Raw genomic sequence first — 18,993 nt, forward strand, 5'->3', positions numbered from 1 at the left:
GTTTCATGGCCAGCCGCGCCAGTCATGATTACTACCGCGACGACATGACCAGGATGCCGCCGCTGCGTTCCATCGCCCAAACGCTTTGCCTGGATCGCCGCGTGCGCAAGGTCACGGCGGCCGAGGCCTATGCCTTGGCCAGGAAGCAGCATGACGTCATGGACACGGACCTGCCGATCTATCCCCCGGCGGCCCGGCGTCTGGGGCTGCCCGAAGGCGCGACGGTCATCGACAACTGCCACGGCCGCATCGTCGGCCGCACGGCCAAGGCCAGGCGCTTTTACAACCGCATGGAGCCGAGCGAGCGGCGCAAGGTGGAAGCGGACCTGCGCGAGGCCGTCTACGATATGCAGCGCTATCCGCTGATCAAGGCCGAGGCGGTTCTCGGCCTCGACGCCGACCTCATGCTCAAAGCCACCTTCGTGACCACCGAGGACGACGCGGTCAACGTCTTCAACTGGCTGGCCAACTTCACCCCGTACGAAGAGCTGGCCGAGGTCTACGCCAAAAGCCCGGCGCTGCCGATCCCCGACATCCTGGTCGTGGGCTTCAACCAATGGACCACGACCGACCCGTACTACCACAACGAGGGCGGCGCCCAACTGGCCCTGGTCGACGAGGAAGCCAACGTCATCTTCAACCTCGGCATGCGCTATTTCGGCGAACGCAAGAAGGGCACCCTGACCCTGGCCTGGACCTCGGGCATGCGGCTCGGCATGGCCGCCTGCCACGGCGGCATCAAGGAAATGGACTTTTCCGGCTGCCAGGACCCGGACGTCAATTCCAAGGGCAAGCGTTCCATCGCCTTTTTCGGCCTTTCCGGCACGGGCAAGTCGTCCCACACCAATTCCCACGACAACGGCGGCACGCTGCCGGCGGGCTTTTCCAAGGTGGTGCTCCACGACGACGCCTTCCAGATCGACTGCGCCGGCAAGGTCTGCCGGGTCTGGGAGCCCACGCTTTTCGACAAGACCGACTCCCGGCCGCTGGGGCATCCGGACTGGCGCTACACGATTTCGGCCATGAACCTGGCCCTCACCGAGTCCGACGGCAAGGTGCTGCCGCTCGGACAGGACGTGCGCAACCCCAACGGCCGGGCGCTCATCGACCGCGACCTGCTCGGGGCCTACGTCAACCGTTGCGCCTTTCCCGACATCATGGTCTGGCTCATGAAGGACACCTGCCTGCCGCCGGTGGTGCGTTTCGCCAACCGGGGACTGGCCGTGGCCATGGGCGCGTCGCTGATGACCCGGCGCAACCTGGCCGAGAACGTCAGCGAGGACGAACTCAAAAAGCTCGTTTTCGAGCCCTTCGCCAACCCCTTCCGGGTCTATGAGCTGTGGAAGGACGTGGAGGCTTTCCTGAACGTGTTCGTGGCCGGCGCCGTGGGCTACGCCTTCAATTCCGTGGGCTTTTGGAAGTCGTCGGACAGGGACCTGCGCAAGATTCCGCTGGCCACCTCGCTGACCCTGCAAACCGCCCTGCTCCTCGACCAGCTTGCCTGGCGCGACTGGGACCTGCTCCCCGGCGCCCAGATTCCGGAAAAGGAAAGCGTGGAACGGCTCTTGCCGGGCTATGCCGCGGCCTACGATCCCGAGAACGTGGAAAACCGCGACCGGTATCTGGAAACCCTCAAAGACCGGTTTCACCAGCGCCGGGTGTTCTTGCAGAATTCCGACTTACACAACAGGCCGGAACTCCTCATGAAGCTTGTCAACGCGCTTATGGCCCGGGCATAAGCGCCGGCAAGAACCAACGTATGCGCACGGCTGCCGGCTTTTCGTTGTCCACAACCTCCCGGCCGCCCCGAAGCGGGGGAGCAAGCGCAAAAAGGCGTGCCGCGTCATGAGCCTTCGCTCCATTCTCGGACTGGTCGGCCTAGCCGTATCATTGCCGTTTCTCATCTATCTGGTCTATTTGAGCCAGGCCAAGACCACGACGCCCGACCAGGTCATCTTTCTGGCCTTCGCCTTTTCCATCACCTTCCCGACGCTGATCCTGCTGTCGTTGGTGCTCTTTCGCAGCCTCGTCGTCCTGGCCGTGTCCCTGCCGGTCTACGCCGCCTGCGTCGTGGCCGGCTATGCCCGGACGTTCATGGCCTTCCAGATCGTCTGCAACAACCGGCTCACGGAATCCTTCCGGGATTGCCTGTACCTGAGCGTCTCGCTTTTCACCAACACCGGCTGCACCGACTGCATTCCCACGCCAAGCCTGCGCCTGCTCGCCGCCTCGGAAGCCTTCTTCGGCTACCTGACCCTCGGCGTTTTTTCCGCCTGCCTCATCGTCATCCTGGTGCGGCTCATCACCGCCAACAACCTGCGCTAGGGAAGAATGGGTACGTTGCCGGGGGAGGGGCTTTTTTGAAAAAAAGCCCCCCCCCCGGACCCCCTCCGCAAAAAACTTTCACGGTGACAGGGGATGTTTACGATTCGAATTCGCGGCAAAGCAATACCGCGAGATCCTTAAGGGATTCCAAAGGACGTGAGCCCTTTGGCCGCCGGAGGCATCCAATCCTCCATTACCCCTGTTCACGAAAGACCAGCTTGGCGGAAAGCGTCTTGCGCACCGGGCAGGCCCTGGCCGCGCGCAAGAGGCGCCGGCGCTCCTCGTCGGTCAGGTCGCCGGAGAGCGTGATCGCGCAGTCAAAGGCCGTGGTCCCGGGTTCGCTGCGATCGAGCGACACGTCGACGCTGACGCCCGTAAGCGCGATGCCGTGATTTTTGGCGTAGATGGTGACGATCATGGACGTGCAAGAACCCAGGGCCGCTTCCAGCAGCTCGTGGGGTCGAAAGCCCTGGCCTTGCCCGCCCTTGTCCGGAGTCGCGTCGCACACGCCGGTATGCCCGCCGCATGCAAACTCCACCTGAAACGGTGTCTCGAGGGTGCGGCATCGTATCATGACAAGTCCCTCCCCGTTGTGCCTGTTTCCTTGGAACTGGCACAGATCGTTTACGATTTCAAGAAAAAGGCCCCGGTCGTGAAACCGGGGCCAAAGGCTTGATCGGGTTGCGACGCCGGGTCAGGGCTGCACCTTGAAGACGTAGGCCGCCTCCGGCTTCAGGTATTTCTCGGCCAGAGCCTTGAGGTTTTCCGGGGTGAGCGACTGGGCCGCCTCGACCACCCGGCGGTCGTTGTCCAGCGGCAGGCCCTGGGACAGCGACCGGGCCGCCTCGGCGCTACGCGAGGCAAGCGCCTGCCGGTCCCGGTAATAATCCCCGGACAGGACGTTTTTGGCCCGCAGCATCATTTCGTCGGGAAGCGGGGTCTGGCGCAGCTGGGCCGCCACCCGCGTAAATCCGTCCAGGGCCGCACTGGCCTTGTCGGGCGAGGTGCCGATGTAGAAGGCCAAAAAGCCGGTCGTGTCCGACTGCCAGAGAAACGAGGTCACGGAATACCCGAGGCTCTCGCCGTCGCGCAGGCGGGAAAAAAGCAACCCGCTTTGCCCGGCCAGGACGTTGTTTAAGAGCTCGAGACCCGGGGTGTCCGGCGAGCGCAGCCCCGGCACCGGAAAGACCATGAGCAGATGGGTCTGGTTGCGCCCGGGGAGATGCACGGTATCCTCGCGCTTCTCGCCCCACTTGGGCGTGGCGAAGCTAAACGGCTTGGCCGGACCGTCGGCCTTGGCCAGCTTATCGGCCAGGGCGCGCACGGCGGCGGGATCGAAATCGCCGCACACGGCCAGGACCCAGGGCCGCTGCCTCTGAGCCGTCCAGAAGCCGGCGACGTCCGCGGCCGTGAAGGTCCGTACCGTGTCCGGCTGGCCCAGGCGCGTATAGGCATAGGCGGTGTCGGTATACAGGAACGGGAAGAGCTTGCGGAAGGCGAGTCCGAGCGGCTTGTCCTCCTGGGATTTGATGGCCGCGAGCTGGTCCGACACCTCGCGCGAGACCTCGGAGGGCAAAAGAGCCGGGGTCAGCAGCACATCGGAAACAAGGCCGAACATGTCTTTCTGGAACCGGCTGGGAAACTTCGCCGACACGGAAAAGGCATCGCGCCCGGCCGTCGCGGAAAGGTCGGCGGCGCGGTCGGCCAGAAAATCCTCCAAGGCGTTGGCCGAAAGCTTCTTCGTGCCCGTGGTCAGGCTGTTGGCCACGAGTTCCGCCAGTCCCTGCCTGTTTGGGGCCAAAAGCGCGTCCCCACCGTTGTAGACCAGGGACACGGACACGTAGGGCAGCGTCTTGTCGGGCAACAGCACCAGCGTATGCCCGCCGCCGAGATCCGCCACCTCGGGCGCGGCCACGCCGCCGGCAGCCTGAGTCGTCGTGGCTGCGGCCGCGTTGGGTGCTGGCCAGGCCTTGTTGGCCATGGCGGTCAGCCCGTCGGCCGTAACCACCTTTTCGTCGACCTTGGGCACCAAGGCGGCGACCAACCGGCGCTCGGGGCGAAGCGTGGCCTCGATGACGGCCTGCAGGGACTTCTGGTCCACCAGATGGACGGAACGCAGATAGTTGGCCTCGCCGTTGGGATCATAGCCATAGAAACGGAAATAGCCCGCCTTCATGGCCATTCCGGCCAGGGTTTCCTTGGCCCGGTACAGGCCGTCCTCGATATTGAGCTTGACCCGGGCCAGTTCATGGTCGGTAAACGACGCGCCCCGCAGATGGGCCAGTTCCGTGAGCAGGCCCTGCCAGAAGGCGGCCACGTTCTTGGCGTCCAGGGAAACGTCGATAATGAAAAGCCCGCCCCGCTCCAACGTCATCGAAGTGCAGGAAATGTCGTCGACCAGCTTCTTGTCGTACTTGAACGTGCGGTACAGCCGACTGGTCTCGTCCCCAGCCAAAAGCTGGGCCAGCACGTCGAGGGAAGCCTCGTCGGCGGCGCGGATGCCGGGCGTGGGAAAGGAAAGCTGCAGGCGCACCTTGTTCCACTGCCCGTATTCCACCTCGACCATGGGTTGCCCCACCGCCATGCCGGGTTGGACGTAGGGGACGACCGGCGTCTGGGGCCGGTCGTTGACCAGGGAGCCGAAAAGTTCCCCAGCCTCCTGCTCGACATCCTCGGCCCGCACCTTGCCGGCGACCACCAGCAGCATGGACTGGGGCTGGTAGCGTTCCTTGACGTAGGCGCGCAGGTCGTCGGCGGTGAAATTCGAGACCGTCTCGGGAAAACCGATGATGGGCCAGCCGTAGGACTGGCCGGGCCAGGCCATGGCCTGGGTCATCTGGAACAGCCGGTTGTCGGGATTGTCCCGACCCCGGGCCAGTTCCGACAACACCACCTTGCGTTCGGAATCGAGTTCCCCGGGCACGAATTTTGCCCCGAAGATCATGTCCTTGATGACGTCGAGGCCGAGTTTCCAGCGGTCCGCCGGCATGTCCACCCGGAAGGTGGTGCTGTCGAAGCTGGTGGAGGCATTGAGCTCCCCGCCGGCGCCCTCGACGTCCGAAGCCACCTGACCGGACGGACGTTTGGCGGTGGATTTGAAGACCATGTGTTCGAGCAGGTGGCTTAGCCCCGCCTGCTTGGGCGTTTCGTAGCCCGAGCCGGCATGGACGAAAAGCCGTTCGGACACCAGCGGGAAGCGGTTGTCCTCGATGACCATGACGGTCAGGCCGTTCGGCAGGCGCACGACATGCGGCGGCCCGGCGGCGGCCGCGACAGCGGCCAGGGCGAGCAGCGACGTGAGAAGGAAAAGGGAAAAACGCCAACGCATCAGGGGAACTCCTTTGCTTCAAATAGGGGGCCGGCCGCACGCGGTGGTGCGGGCGGCACATAAAGCATAGGTATTTTGCGCGGCAAGGGAACTTAATTCTGGTTCATCAAACCGGAAGGGAACGCCGCCCCCCCCCGCCTCGAAGGCCACGGAAGCCTTGGTCAGGGCGTAGCGGCCGCGCACCAGTCCCGGACAGACGGCCTCGACCAGCCGCAACGGGCTCACGTAGGCTTCGGCGAAAAGGCAGGTAAAACGCACCGTATCATCGGATTCGCCGGCGGCAATGCTGGTGACGAGCGGCCGGGCGTCGATGGAACGCGGGCCCTTTTTCGATTCCCAGGTCACGGAAAAGCTGTCCGTCGCCGCAAACGCGGCCCAGCGTTCCAGGCAGTCCTTGGCGCAGGCGGCGGGTATGACAAGTTCGAAAGTTTCCTCAATGGGATGCGGCACCTTGCGGCCCGGAGGCAACTCCTCCACGGCCACCATGGCAAGTCCCTCGGGCAGGTTGGGGTTGAGCCTTGCCGGGATGTCGCCGGGAGCCACCGGTTCGCGCAAAAAAAGCCCCATCCACTCAGCCCGGCTCGCCACGCCCACCGACAGGGCCCGGCCGAAGGACATCTGGGGCAGCGGATGGTAGCCGGCGGAAAAGCTCGGCCGAAGCCCGGCCCGGCGCAAGGCGCGCTCGAAAAGACGCGTGAGTTCGAGCTGGCTCAGGTACACGGCGCTGCCGGTCTTGGTAAACCACAGGCGCACGTGCACGGCCTTGCGGGTCAAGTCTTCCTTGGGTGGAGGCGGCGGCGCGGCCACGGCCTCGTGTTCGCGTTCGGGACGGTTGCAGCGCGGGCGGATTTCCGCCTTCCCGGCAGCGCGCAGTTCGCTTTTGCGCCCCTCGAAGTCGCACACCCCGCAGCCCGAGCACTCGCCGTAGCGGCAGTCGGCCGTGATGCGTCCGGCCAGGGCTTTTTGGCGTTCCCGACGCAAAAAGGCCGGGGTGACACCGCAGGAAAGATGGTCCCAGGGCAGCGGCGCATCCAGGTCGCGCGCGGCCAGCCATTTGGCCGGATCGAGCCCGGCCTCTTCGAAGACCCGCAGCCACGGAGCCAGTTCGAACCGGTCGATCCAGGAACAAAAAAGCGCGCCCTGGCGATAGGCGGCCTCGACCAGGGGCGCAAGCTCCCGGCCGGCCCGTGAAAAGACGCCTTCGAGAAAGCTCATCTCCGGCTCGTGCCAGCGCAGCGTCAGCCGCCGGTCCGTGGCGAAAAGATCGCGCAGATACCCCACCCGTTCCTTGATCTGTTCCAGACTGATCTGCGCTTCCCACTGAAACGGCGTGTGGGGCTTGGGAACGTAGGGCGAGATGGCGGCCGTGACCTGCAGGCGCTTGGTCCCCTGGGGGGCTTGCCCCAGGACCTTCTTGGCCAACTCGTAAATGCCCCGCACGTCCTCCTCGGTCTCGGTCGGCAGGCCGATCATGAAGTAGAGCTTGACCTGCTGCCAGCCGTGCCGAAAAAGCCTGGCCACGTGGTCGAGGATGTCCTCTTCGGTGATGCCCTTGTTGATAACGTCGCGAAGGCGCTGGGTGGCGGCTTCCGGGGCCACGGTCGCGCCGGTGCGGCGGATGCCGGCCATCATGTCGAGAATGGAGTCGGAAAGGGTGCCGGCACGCAGCGACGGCAACGACACGGCCACCTGGTCCCGGCGGCAGCGGTCGATGGTGTGGGCGAAAAGGCTTTCCAAAGCGGAAAAATCGCCGGTGGACAAGGAAAGAAAGGACAGCTCCTCGTAGCCGGTGCGCGACAACCCCTCGGCCACCAGCTTCTCAAGCTCCGGCAGGCTGCGCTCGCGTACCGGCCGGTAGATCATGCCGGCATGGCAAAAGCGGCAACCGCGCGTGCAGCCCCGGGCGATCTCCACGGCCAGTCGGTCGTGCACGGCCTGGGCAAAGGGCACCACCTGGCAGGTGGGAAAAGGAGCCGTGTCCAGATCGGCCACAATCGCCTTGGTCACACGCTCGTAGCCCGGCACCAGAGGTACCGGCGCGCCGTCCGGGCCGACGTCGAAAAAGGACGGCACATAGACGCCGGGGATGGCGGTCAGGCGCAGGAGCACGTCGCGCTTCGAAAGGCCGCCCTCCTCCCTGGCCGTGGCCACGGCTTCCAAAATAGCGGGCAAAGCCTCTTCGCCATCGCCGATGACCATAAGGTCGAAAAACGGGGCCACGGGCTCGGCATTGAAGGCGCAGCCGCCGCCGGCGATAACCAGCGGCCCGTCCTCGCCCCGGTCGGCAGCGCGAAAAGGGATGCCGGCCAAATCCAGCATGTACAGCACATTGGTGTAGCACAGCTCGTGGGTGAGGTGGAACGCCACCACGTCGCAGGCGGCCAGCGGCGTGTCGGACTCCAGGGTACAAAGCGGCGCGCCCTGGTCACGCAACAGTGCGGCGGCCTCGTCGGTCGGTGTGAAGACACGCTCGGCGGCAAGGCCCGCAACGCGGTTGACGGTCTCGTAAAGGATGCGCCCGCCCACGTAGGACATGCCGACTTCGTACATATCCGGAAAGGCCAGGGCCACCCGGGCGCGCACCGAGGTGGCGTCCTTGGCCGTGCGGCCCCATTCGGCGCCGAGATACTGGGTGGGCTTTTGCAGCCAGGGAGCGAATTCGCGCATATTTTGAGAAGAAAATGCGAGAGGGGAAACCCTTTTGCAAAGGGTTCTCCCCTCTCGCGCTCTCCCTTTCCTAAACTTTTTTTTGACTGTTGCGGGCGTACCAAAACGCTGGGGAAGCCGCCTTACGGAGAGTGGCTTTTCCCCCAGTATATAAAATAAACCCTATTTCTTCAGGATGCTGGAGAGATTGCCCTTGCCGCCGCCCAGGTTGGACAGGGTCTTGAGGTCGCCGGGGGTGGACAGGGTGAGGTTGCTCGTGGCTTCCAGGTAGCGGGTCTTGAGCTCGTCGGGAAACTTCTTGAACTGATAGAGCACGTGGGACAACTCGATCTCGCCGCCGACCTCGGTCTCGAAGGGATAGCCGAAGGGCAACAGCAGCATCTGCACGCCCTGCTGGGAAGGAATGGTCTGGAGCAGGGCCACGTCGGTCAGCTTGCCGGCGGCCTCGTCCCATTTGCCGAGCACCGTCTCGCCGTTTATCAGCTTCACCAGGCGGATGTCATAAGCCATGTGGTATTCTCCTTGGGCAAAATTGGCGGCGCGAAAACGCGCCGCCTGTATGAGCTAGACACGGGGGAAGCCCTGTCAAGGCCCGGCAGTTTATTCGTTGTAGTCGAAAACGGCAAATCCCTGGCTTTTGCAAAGCGCATCCCGCTCGGCTTCGCGCAGATCATTTCGCACCATCTCGGACACCATCTGCTCGATGGTGATCCTCGGCTGCCAGCCCAGACGTTCCCGGGCCTTGGTGGGATCGCCGAGCAGGGTTTCCACCTCTGTCGGCCGGAAATAGCGGGGATCGACGGCCACGAGGCATTTGCCCGTTTCGGCGTCATACCCCTTCTCGTTTGCGCCTTCGCCCTCGAAACGCAGGGGGATGCCGAGCTCAGCCGCGGTCATCGCCACGAAGTCGCGCACCGAGGATTGCCGGCCGGTGGCGATGACGAAATCGTCCGGCGCGTCCTGCTGGAGCATAAGCCACTGCATCTCCACGTAATCCTTGGCATGACCCCAATCGCGAAGCGCCCCCATATTGCCGAGATACAGGCAATCCTGGAGCCCCAGCTTGATGCGGGCCATGGCCCGGGTGATCTTGCGGGTCACAAAGGTTTCACCACGAACCGGGGACTCGTGATTGAAAAGGATGCCGTTGCAGGCATACATGCCATAGGCCTCGCGGTAGTTGACCGTGATCCAGTAGGCATAGAGCTTGGCCACGGCATAGGGGCTTCGTGGATAAAAAGGCGTTTTCTCGGTCTGGGGCGTCTCCACCACCTTGCCGAACAACTCCGAGGTCGAGGCCTGGTAAAAACGGGTGTGCTTCTCGAGCCCCAGGATGCGGATGGCCTCGAGCAGGCGCAAGGTTCCCAGGGCGTCCACATCGGCGGTGTATTCCGGCGACTCGAAGGAAACCTTGACGTGGCTCTGGGCGGCCAGGTTGTAGACCTCGTCCGGCCGGACCTCCTGCATGATGCGGATGAGGTTGGTGGAATCGGACAGGTCGCCATAGTGCAGCATCAGTCTGCGGCCGGTGTCGTGCGGGTCGCGGTAGAGATGGTCGATGCGCTGGGTGTTAAAAAGCGAGGACCGGCGCTTGATGCCATGCACCTCGTAGCCTTTTTGCAGCAGCAATTCGGCCAGATAGGCACCGTCCTGCCCGGTGATACCGGTGATCAGCGCGACTTTGTTCTTCATGGAGCGGTTTTCTCCGGTTGCGGTTGACCCATTTCATGGGCGACCATGGCCCTGGCCACGTCGGCGGGACTGAGCGTCGCCCGCCAGCCCAGGCGCTGCGCCGCCTTGGACGGGTTGGCCCGGCTTACGGCAATGTCCGAGGGACGAAAAAGGGAGGGGTCCACGTCGACGTGGTCACGCCAGTCAAGGCCGACAGCGTCAAAGGCGTGGGCGGTAAAATCACGCAAAGTGATGGTTTGGCCGGTGGCGATGACGTAGTCCTCGGGCGCGTCCTGCTGGAGCATGCGCCACATGGCCTCCACGTACTGCGGCGCGTAGCCCCAGTCCCGGGCCACGTCGATGTTGCCCAGGCGCAGGCGTTCGCCGGAGCCTTTGGCAATGCGGCAGGCGGCGGCAACGATCTTGCGGGTGACGAAGCGCGTCGGGCGAAGCGGCGATTCGTGATTGAACAGGATGCCGTTGCAAGCGAAAAGATTATAGGCCTCGCGGTAATTGGCCACCTCGAAATGGGCCGCCGCCTTGGCCACGGCATAGGGGCTTCGTGGGGCGAACGGGGTTTCCTCGGTGGCCGGCTCGCCCCCGGTGTCACCGAAGCAGTCGCTCGACGAGGCGTTGTAGAGCCTGACCGGCGCATTCAGGAAACGCACGGCCTCGAGCAGATTGAGGGTGCCAAGGCTGATGGAGTGGAAGGTTTCCACCGGCTGCTCGAAGGAGAGCCCGACCGAGGACTGCCCGGCCAGGTGGTAGATCTCGTCCGGCACGACCTTGGTCAGCACGGTCAGCACGCTGCGGAAATCGGTGAGCGTCACGGAAAAAAGCGCCACCCGGTCGCGCACGCCGAGCGCGGCCAGATTGCGAAACGAGGTCATCTGGGCGTCGCGGGAGGTCCCGGTCACCTGATAGCCCTTCTCCAGGAGCAACCGGGCAAGATAGGCTCCGTCCTGGCCGGAGACCCCGAAAATAAGCGCTTTTTTCATGTGGATGGCATCCGAAACGGCCTTTGGGAAATCATAAGGCCAGTGTAAGGAAACAGTGAAGCTAGTTGTTTCCCGGCTCGGCGTCAACCGGCCCGGTCGTCTCCCCGTCCTCTTCGGCGGCCTTGCGGCAGGCGGCGCAAATGCCGTCGATGCGCACCTCCACCCCCATCACGTCCATGGCCATGCGCTCGCCAAGAGCGGCCATGTCCACAAACGTCTCCGGGGCGGGCAGGCACTCCATGCGGCCGCAACGCACGCAGTAGGCATGGCAGTGGGCCCGGCTGGAAAAGCGCGGCCCCAGGCAATAGCGAAAGGCCCTGTCGCCGGAACTGTGGCGAAAGGCCAAGCCCTTTTCCACAAAGAGATCGAGAATGCGGTAGAGCGTGACCTTGTTGGCCCGATGACGCTCCCGGACCCGGGCCAGAATGTCGGCCGCCGGCAGGGCCTGTCCTTCCACGGACAGCACCTCGGCCACGCACAGGCGCAAGGATGTGGGCTCGATGCCCGCCCGGGTCAGCATGGCCGCCGCCGGCGTCTGGTGTCCCTCTCCCGCCATGGCCTTCCTATACACTCTTCCGACGGGGCAGGAACCCCACGGCCAGGGTCAGGCAAAAGGTGCCTGCGGCCACGGCGATAATGGCCGCGCCGGAGGTCAGGTCGAAGCGGTAGGCAAGCATGAGCCCGGCCAGGCAAAAAAAGATGTTGAGCAGGGAGGCGACGACCATGGCCCGGCCCAGGGAGGCGACGCGACGCATGGCCAGACTCGGGGCCACGGATAAAAGCGCGATGATCAGGATCAGCCCGGCCACACGGATGAGAAGCACCACCGTCACGGCGGCGAGGCCTGTGAGCAGATAATGCAAAAACCTTACCGGCGCGCCGCGCACGGCCGCGAACTCCCGGTCGAAGGCCATGGCCACAAAACCGTTGTAATGCCGCAGCGTCAGCCCGACCAGGACCACGGCCAAGCCGACCAGGGCATAGAGATCGGAGACCGGCACGGTGATGATGCTGCCGAAAAGATAGCTCATGAGGTCGGGTTTGTAGCCCGGGGTCAGGTCGAGCAGGATGATGCCGAAGGCCATGCCGGCCGCCCAGAGCACGCCGATGACCGTGTCCGTGTCCTCGAGACGCCGCAGCGTCACGGCGGCCATGAGCAGGGCCGCGGCCACGGTGAAGGCCACGGTGACGGGCAGTACGGGCAGGGCCAGAAAATAGGCCAACCCCACCCCGCCGTAGGCGGCATGGGCCGCGCCGCCGGCCAGAAAGACCATGCGGTTGGCCACGATCAGCGTGCCCATGACACCGCAGCAGACGGCGGCCAGCAGGGCGGCAATGAGCGCGTACTGCAAAAACGGCAAGGTCAGGAAATCCGCGATCATCGCGTCTCCAGGGAGGTAAAGCCGGCCAGTTCGGGCGTGATGCGGCGCAGATAAGCGTCCAGGGGACAGGTGTGGCTGTGGACGCCGTAGAGCAGGTCCACCATCTCCTGGGTGAGCTTCGGTTGCGGGGCGTAGAGCACCCGGGCGTTGACGCAGGCAACAGCCGTGACCCCGGCGGCCAGGATGCTGAGATCGTGGCTGACGACCAGGGAGGTCACGCCCTGGCCGATGCGCGAGAGCACCTCGTAGAGGCAGAACTTGCCCTGGGGGTCGATATTGGCCGTGGGCTCGTCGAGGATGAGCAGGTCCGGATCGGATACCAGGGCCCGGGCAATGAGCGTACGCTGTTTCTGGCCGCCGGAAAGCTCGCAAAAGCGCTTGTCGGCCAAAGGCAGCATTTCCACGCGGGTAAGCGCGGCATCGGCCCGCCGCATTTCGTCACGACTGAACCGAAAGCCGTACCTGCCCGAGGCAAGCAGGCCCATCAGCGCCACCTCGCGCACGCGTATGGGCAGGTCCTTGCGCTCGGCCACGCCTTCCAGGCGCTGGGGCACGTAGCCGATACGGGCGCTTTGGCGTCCCGGCTCCCGGCCGAAAACGCGGATGGTGCCGGAAGTCGGCTGCAGGATGCCGAGGATGAGCTTTAAAAGCGTGGTCTTGCCGCCGCCATTCGGGCCGAGCACGGCCAGCCGGTCCCCGGTGGCAACGGCCAGGCTGACCCCCGAAAGGGCCGCCTGACCGTTGTAGGCAAACGTCAAGTCGCGGATGTCGACGACGGCTTCGCTCACTTGGCCTCCGACGGACCTGCCATGCCCTGGCGTATGGCCTTTGCCGCCTTGGTGAGGTTGCCCGCCCAGTCGGCGGCCAGGGGATCGAGGGTGGCCACGGTCCCGCCGATGGCCTGGACGACGGTCTCGGCCTGCTTGGCGCTCATTTCGGGCTGCACGAAAATCACTTTGACGTTATCCTTTTTGGCTTCCTTGACCAGCCCGGCCAGGGCCCGGGGGCCGGGTTCGCGGCCGAGCTGCTCGATGGGCTCCTGGGTCAGACCGTAATCCCGGGCAAAATACCCCCAAGAAGGGTGGAAGACCATGAAAACGTGTTCCCCGGGGGGCAGACCGGCAAACTCTTTTTTTATTGCGGCGTCAAGGGCGTCGCACGAAGCGGCGAAGCGTTCGTAGCCGGCGCGGTAGTCGGCCGCGCCTGCGGGATCGGCGGCAATCAGGCCGTCGCGCATGTTGGCCCCGATTTTCTTGGCCAGTTCCGGCGACAGCCAGATATGGGGATCGGGCTCTCCCGCGTGGTGGTGATGGCCGTGGGCCTCGGCGTGGCCGGCCTTGTCGTGGTCATGGGCGTCAGCTTCATGGCCGTGTTCATGTTCCTCGCCTTCGTGCTCGTGGTCATGGGCGACCATGGGCATTTTTTCGATGCCCGCGTCGGTATGCACGATGGCCATCTTCGGGCTGGCGGCCTTGAACCGGGGCAGCCAGGCGTTCTCGAAATCCATGCCGATGCCGAAATAGGCGGCCGCCTTGCCGAGTTCGGCCAGTTGCCGGGGTTTGGGCTCATAGGTGTGGGCGTCGGTCCCGGCCGGGACCATGACCAGGGCGTCGGCCCGTTCGCCGGCGATCTGTTTGAGGAAATAAGCCTGGGGCGCGATGCTGACGGCGACCAGCATTTTAGCCTGGGCCGGCACGGCGGTCGCGAAAAGCAGTCCCGCCAGCAACAACATGATGCGTTTCATGAAAGCTCCTTTTCCCTGCGCGGGCAGGGCAGAAGCAGATGCAACAGAGTTGCATGGCAAAGTCAAGCGTCATCGGTCCTCAAATGCAAAATAGTTGCATTTGCTCAAAACTCTTGAAAAAACGAACGGATGAAGAAAATGCTGTTTCTGGCCGTATACGGTCAGGCGCCCAGCCGCGGCAACGTGGCACAGGCGGCGTAAGCGTCGCGCACAACCTGCGCCGTACGCTCCCAGGAAAAAAGCTTGGCCCGGGCCAAGGATTTTTGCCGCAGCGCTTCCCGCAAGGCGGCATCGTCCGCGAGCTTCGCCATGGCCCGGGCCAGTCCCGCCACATCCAGCGGGTCGACCATGAGGGCCGCCTCCCCCGCCACCTCGGGCAAGGACGTGGCGTCGGAACAGACAACCGCCGCGCCAAGGCTCATGGCCTCCAGCACCGGCAGGCCGAAGCCCTCGAAAAGCGAGGGATAGAGAAAGGCGTGGCAGTTGGCGTAGAGCCAGGCCAACTCGGCGTCGGACACATAGCCCGTGAAAACGAGGTGGTCGGCGATGCCGAGCTCCCCCACCGTGCGGGCCACGTCGTCCATGAGCCAGCCCTTGCCCCCGGCCAGGACCAGCGGCATGTCCCCGCCCGTTTCCCCGCGCCAGGCGGCGTAGGCGGCAAAGAGCCGCTCATGGTTCTTGCGCGGTTCGATGGTGCCCACGCAAAGCCAATAGCCCCCGGGCGTGAGAGCGTCGGCGATGCGCGGCCTGGCCTGCGGCGAAGCGGTCGAAAAGCGGCTGGCCAGGGGCGCGACAACCGTCCGGGATCGCGGATACTGCGGAAAAATCCTCAAGAAGTGGTCGAGGGAATATTCGGAGATGGACACCACGTAATCCGCCGTGGTCGCGGCCCGGAACACGCCGTCGAAACAGCCGGTGCGGTTGCCCTCGGTGGTCCAGGCCGGATTGTCCAGAAACGACAGGTCATAGAGCGTGTAGACGAGCCGGGCGCGGGCAAGCCCCGTGGGACAGAAAAAATTGTTGGCGTGGACAATGTCCGGACCGCCGAGCCTGGCCTCGAAATCGGCCGGCGGCTGGCGGAAAAAGCGCTTCTGATTCCAGAAACGGCGAAAGGTCGGCCCCAGGCGAAAACAGCTTCCGGCCGGACGCAGGCAGGCCTTGGGCCGGGGCTCCCACCAAAAATCCCCGAAAGCCGGATAAAGCACGTAGTCGTTGTCCCGGTCGATGGCGGCCAGGGCGGAAAGCAGGCCGGCGGCGAAATAGCCGCAGCCCGCCTTACCCGCGCCGGTCTGGGACACGTCGAAGCCGATTTTCATAGCGTCCCGCCGGGACGAACGAGCCCGCGCGTGAGCCACGACAGGGTGGTGCGGGCAAGCGCTCCCGAAACGCTCCGGTTCCAGCGCGCGGACGCGCCAAGGGAGGCCAGGGCCACGGCCGGAGTGAAGGCCATGCCCTTTTCGGCAAGCTTCCACTTCTCCCGGACCAGGGCATGGGCGTAGTTGCACAGCCAGCGGTCCGGCACCCGGCCGAAGGTGGCGGCCATCATGTCGTTGATCTCGGCGTGCACCTTGAGCTTCGCGCCCGAGGTTTTGGTCTGGGGATAAAAGCGCGAACCGGCCAGCTTTCGCGGCAAATAGGCGAAGACCGCCCCGCCCTTGGCCAGCCGCAGCCAGAATTCGTAATCCAGGGTATACTGCCAGCGCAGATCGAGCGCCCCGAAGCGCTCCACCACCCGCCGCCGAAAAAACGCGGCCGGCTGGCAGAGGATGCAGCGATCTTTGAGCCGCTCCAGACGGAACGGCTCGGCCGGATAGGGCTCGATGACAGCGTCGTCCACATCGATATGGTCGCCGTCGCCGTAGACCACATCCACGTCCGGTCGGGTCTCAAAAACCTCAAGCACAGCTTGAAGGGTTCCGGGATAATAGACGTCGTCGGAATTGAGCCAGGCAATGACCTCGCCCGTGGTCGCGGCAATGCCTTTGTTGACGGCGTCGGGCTGGCCCTTGTCGCGCTCGGAACGGTAGCGCAGCCGGCCGCCGTAGCTGTCAAGAATCGAGACCGTCTCGTCCGTGCTGCCGCCGTCCATGACCACGTATTCCAGGTCGCACGCGCCCTGCTGGGACAGCACGCTCTCGATGGTACGGCCGATGAAGCGCCCCTGATTGTAGGACGGCGTGATGGCGCTGACGCTTAACATGCCCTGCCCTCATCGCCATAGCGCAGGTCCACGTCCCGGGCCCCGTCGGTCAGGCGCAACTCCAGGCAGCGCACGGAGAGCTTGCGCCGGTCCGCCCCGGGACCGACCGCATCGCCACGCCGCGCGCCCTCGAAGAGAAATTCCACGTATCCGCCATGGGGCGGCACGTCCGGATCAATGGCAGCCGATTTACCCGAAGCAAGCGTCACCGGCCGGCCGTAGGGCTTGCCGTTGACCATGGTCACGATGCGCACCTGTCCCGACGGCGCGCCGGCCGGCAGATCGAAGCGTGCCCGCAGCCATTGGCGATGGGCCGCCGGGCCGCAGGCCACGAACAGCCGCGAGCCGCACCAACCGTCGCCATAGAGCCCGCGCACGGCCGTGCTCTGGGACACGGGTCGGGCCAGCACATCCTCGAAGACGGCCAGATACTTGCGGGCCATATCTTCCGGGCCGCCGAAAACGCCCAGGCGCTCCCGGCCCTTGCGCACAAGCTCCTCGGCCAATCCGGGCTCGTCCAACAGGCGGGTCAGCGCCGCCACGATGGCGTCGGGTCGCCGGGGGTCGAAATAAAGCGCCGCGTCGCCGCCGACCTCGGGCAGACTGGTCACGTCGGAACAGACGATGGGCGTGCCGACAGCCATGGCCTCGACCAGCGGCATGCCGAAGCCCTCGAAAAGCGAGGGAAAGACCAGCGCCCGGGCCCCGGTCAGAAGCGCCGAGAGGTCCGCGTCGGAAACGTAGCCGGCAAAGACCGCCCGCCCCTCCAGGCCAAGGGCGGCCACGGCCTGTCCCAGCTCCTGGCGCAGGCCCGTGTCCGCGCCGGTCAGGACCAGACGCAACGGCTCCGGACGCCCGGCGGCCAGCATGCCGAAGGCGGTCAAGAGCATGCGGTGGTTTTTATGCGGCCAGAAATTGGCCGGATAGAGCAGATAGTCGTCCCCCTCGAGCCCCAGCCGTTCCCGTATGGCCGCGACAGCCGCCGCATCGGTGCGCGTAAGCCGCCTGGGCAGGGAGATATGCACCGTGGCCGTGCGGCCGTCCGGCACGTTGCCCTGTTCGAGTACGGTGCGGCGGGCGAATTCGGAAATGCACACCAGCCGTTCGCAGCACCGGGCGGCGGTCAGAAACGTCCGCTCCCGGCAGGCTTCCTCGTCAGGGCTGAAAAACTGCGGATAATAGGCGTATTGCAGATCATAGATGACCGAAACGGCCGGCACGTCGGGATGGTGGAAATAGGGCATGGTGAAGGGACAAAAAAGCAGGTCCACCTTTTTGCCTTGCCAGTAGGAAATCGCCTTGCCCGCCCCGACCGCGCCCACCTTGACGCGCTCCATGTTGGCCGCGTCCAGGTGCGACAACTCGTCATACGCCGCGTCCGAGACAATGCAGACGAATCGCCAGTGCGGTCGCATGTCGCGCAGGGCATGGAGCAGCAGGATGGTCATAAGCTTGGCCCCGCCGTTGTCCCCGCCAGGGAGCACCGGCGTCAGGTCCACGGCCACCAGGATGTCCCCGGCCGTGTCCCGCACCGGAAGTTCCCGGCGCAGCCCGGGCGCGGCCAGCACGTACTTGACGGCCTTATTGAACGCCCAGGCCGCCCGGCCCCAGCGCAAAAGCACCTCGTTGACAAGGCGCGGCAGCCGTCCCTGGGCCGTCCAGCCCGAGGCCGTCTCGCGGATCACGCCTTCCAGGCCGCCAAGGCTCGCCGCCTCGGCCCCGCACAGTTCCGCCGCGTGCTCTTCGGCCGCCTTGGCCCGGCCGAAGAGGTCCAGCATGGCCTGGATCAAACGGCCATCCGGCGTGGCGCAAAGGGCCTTCTCCACGACCTCCCGGCCATGCTCGGCAATCTCCTGCCGTCCGGCCACGAACAGCATGTCGTAGGGGAAAAGCGGCGTCTCGAAACGAAAATGATCCAGCCCGGCAAAAGTAAAAAGCTCGCGTACGGCCTTTTCGCTGTACAGATACAGATGCTCCGCCGGCAGCAACATACGCGAAAACGGATTGCCCTCGGTCAAAAGTCGTTCATGGGCCATGCCGGCCGGGAACCGGGGCGTCTGCACGAACACCACGCCGCCCGGAGCCAGAAGCGTGCCCACCCGGCGCAACATCTCCACCGGATCGGGCAGATGCTCCAGCACGTCCATGAGCACCACGGCGCAAAGGCTCCCCGGCGCGATCTCCTGCTCCTCCAGCGGACCGGACAGCACCGTCACGCCGAAAAGCCCGCCGGCAATCCCGGCAATGGTGGCGTCCAGCTCCAGGCCGCGCGCCCGAAATCCGGCTTTCCCCAACAGCGCCGTAAAACCGCCATGGGCACAGCCCAGTTCCAGCACGTCGCCGGGCGGCAGACAGGCTCTCAAGAACCGCCGCAGCCAATAGACGCACCGCTCGGGCAAATCCAGCCGCGCCCGGGTCTCGATGGTCGGCTGGCCCAGATCGGATTCCTGGTGCCCGAACCAATAGTCGCGGCCATAGCCTTCCTCGCGATCCTCCCGAGACACCAACGTGCCACAGGCCGGACACAACATGTACCCGTCGCTATAAGGCTCCAGCCCGCCCGTTCCGCACCAACACTGCCGCATTGTGGCTCCTTGGGGAGGAGAGGAAGAAGAGGTGGAACCGGGGGAGGGAACCCCTTTTTGCAAAAAGGGGTTCCCTCCCCCGGACCCCCACCC

The 18,993-nt window shown here is 65.0% G+C and carries 15 protein-coding genes; 2 read left to right on the forward strand and 13 right to left on the reverse strand.

Annotated features, from left to right (window positions below):
- Window positions 1-5: 5 nt before the first annotated feature.
- Window positions 6-1,739: a phosphoenolpyruvate carboxykinase (ATP) gene (locus ACMZ6R_RS12365; RefSeq protein ID WP_416111848.1), complete on the forward strand. Its 1,734-nt coding sequence runs from the start codon at window positions 6-8 to the stop codon at window positions 1,737-1,739.
- A gap of 106 nt (window positions 1,740-1,845) precedes the next feature.
- The gene (locus ACMZ6R_RS12370) at window positions 1,846-2,325 is read left to right on the forward strand and encodes an Ion channel (RefSeq protein WP_416111850.1); all 480 of its coding nucleotides are present in this window, start codon (window positions 1,846-1,848) and stop codon (window positions 2,323-2,325) included.
- A gap of 193 nt (window positions 2,326-2,518) precedes the next feature.
- Here the strand turns inward: ACMZ6R_RS12370 and ACMZ6R_RS12375 are convergent, their stop codons facing one another.
- From ACMZ6R_RS12375 to ACMZ6R_RS12435, 13 genes are all read right to left on the reverse strand, one after another.
- A complete protein-coding gene (locus ACMZ6R_RS12375; RefSeq protein ID WP_416111852.1) occupies window positions 2,519-2,899 on the reverse strand; it encodes an OsmC family protein in 381 nt (126 codons plus the stop codon).
- A gap of 120 nt (window positions 2,900-3,019) precedes the next feature.
- Window positions 3,020-5,653 carry a M16 family metallopeptidase gene (locus ACMZ6R_RS12380; RefSeq protein WP_416111854.1) on the reverse strand — a complete coding sequence of 878 codons (2,634 nt, stop codon included), beginning with the start codon at window positions 5,651-5,653 and terminating at the stop codon, window positions 3,020-3,022.
- 18 nt (window positions 5,654-5,671) lie between these two features.
- Complete coding sequence (locus tag ACMZ6R_RS12385; RefSeq protein ID WP_416111856.1) at window positions 5,672-8,320, reverse strand: TIGR03960 family B12-binding radical SAM protein; 2,649 nt, start codon at window positions 8,318-8,320, stop codon at window positions 5,672-5,674.
- 162 nt (window positions 8,321-8,482) lie between these two features.
- Complete coding sequence (locus ACMZ6R_RS12390) at window positions 8,483-8,830, reverse strand: hypothetical protein (protein ID WP_416111858.1); 348 nt, start codon at window positions 8,828-8,830, stop codon at window positions 8,483-8,485.
- Window positions 8,831-8,920: 90 nt separating this feature from the next.
- Window positions 8,921-10,012, reverse strand: coding sequence for a GDP-mannose 4,6-dehydratase (gmd, locus tag ACMZ6R_RS12395; protein WP_416111859.1), 1,092 nt, complete (start codon window positions 10,010-10,012; stop codon window positions 8,921-8,923).
- On the reverse strand, window positions 10,009-10,989 hold the full coding sequence (locus tag ACMZ6R_RS12400; protein ID WP_416111861.1) for a GDP-mannose 4,6-dehydratase: 981 nt from the start codon (window positions 10,987-10,989) through the stop codon (window positions 10,009-10,011). Before ACMZ6R_RS12400 ends, gmd begins: the two co-directional genes overlap by 4 nt.
- 61 nt (window positions 10,990-11,050) lie before the next feature.
- Complete coding sequence (locus tag ACMZ6R_RS12405; RefSeq protein ID WP_416111863.1) at window positions 11,051-11,545, reverse strand: Fur family transcriptional regulator; 495 nt, start codon at window positions 11,543-11,545, stop codon at window positions 11,051-11,053.
- Between the two features lie 7 nt (window positions 11,546-11,552).
- Window positions 11,553-12,371, reverse strand: coding sequence for a metal ABC transporter permease (locus tag ACMZ6R_RS12410; protein ID WP_416111865.1), 819 nt, complete (start codon window positions 12,369-12,371; stop codon window positions 11,553-11,555).
- Window positions 12,368-13,159 carry a metal ABC transporter ATP-binding protein gene (locus tag ACMZ6R_RS12415; RefSeq protein WP_416111867.1) on the reverse strand — a complete coding sequence of 264 codons (792 nt, stop codon included), beginning with the start codon at window positions 13,157-13,159 and terminating at the stop codon, window positions 12,368-12,370. Before ACMZ6R_RS12415 ends, ACMZ6R_RS12410 begins: the two co-directional genes overlap by 4 nt.
- Window positions 13,156-14,115 (reverse strand): metal ABC transporter solute-binding protein, Zn/Mn family, encoded by a 960-nt coding sequence (locus ACMZ6R_RS12420; protein ID WP_416111869.1) that lies wholly within the window; start codon window positions 14,113-14,115, stop codon window positions 13,156-13,158. The genes ACMZ6R_RS12415 and ACMZ6R_RS12420 overlap by 4 nt, the downstream gene beginning before the upstream one ends.
- 161 nt (window positions 14,116-14,276) lie before the next feature.
- The gene (locus ACMZ6R_RS12425) at window positions 14,277-15,431 is read right to left on the reverse strand and encodes a glycosyltransferase family 4 protein (protein ID WP_416111871.1); all 1,155 of its coding nucleotides are present in this window, start codon (window positions 15,429-15,431) and stop codon (window positions 14,277-14,279) included.
- Window positions 15,428-16,315 (reverse strand): glycosyltransferase family 2 protein, encoded by an 888-nt coding sequence (locus ACMZ6R_RS12430; protein ID WP_416111873.1) that lies wholly within the window; start codon window positions 16,313-16,315, stop codon window positions 15,428-15,430. The genes ACMZ6R_RS12425 and ACMZ6R_RS12430 overlap by 4 nt, the downstream gene beginning before the upstream one ends.
- A complete protein-coding gene (locus tag ACMZ6R_RS12435; protein ID WP_416111875.1) occupies window positions 16,309-18,900 on the reverse strand; it encodes a glycosyltransferase in 2,592 nt (863 codons plus the stop codon). Before ACMZ6R_RS12435 ends, ACMZ6R_RS12430 begins: the two co-directional genes overlap by 7 nt.
- Window positions 18,901-18,993: the final 93 nt, after the last annotated feature.

Origin of the sequence: Solidesulfovibrio sp. C21, from assembly GCF_047785625.1 — a bacterium.
Lineage (GTDB): Bacteria > Desulfobacterota > Desulfovibrionia > Desulfovibrionales > Desulfovibrionaceae > Solidesulfovibrio.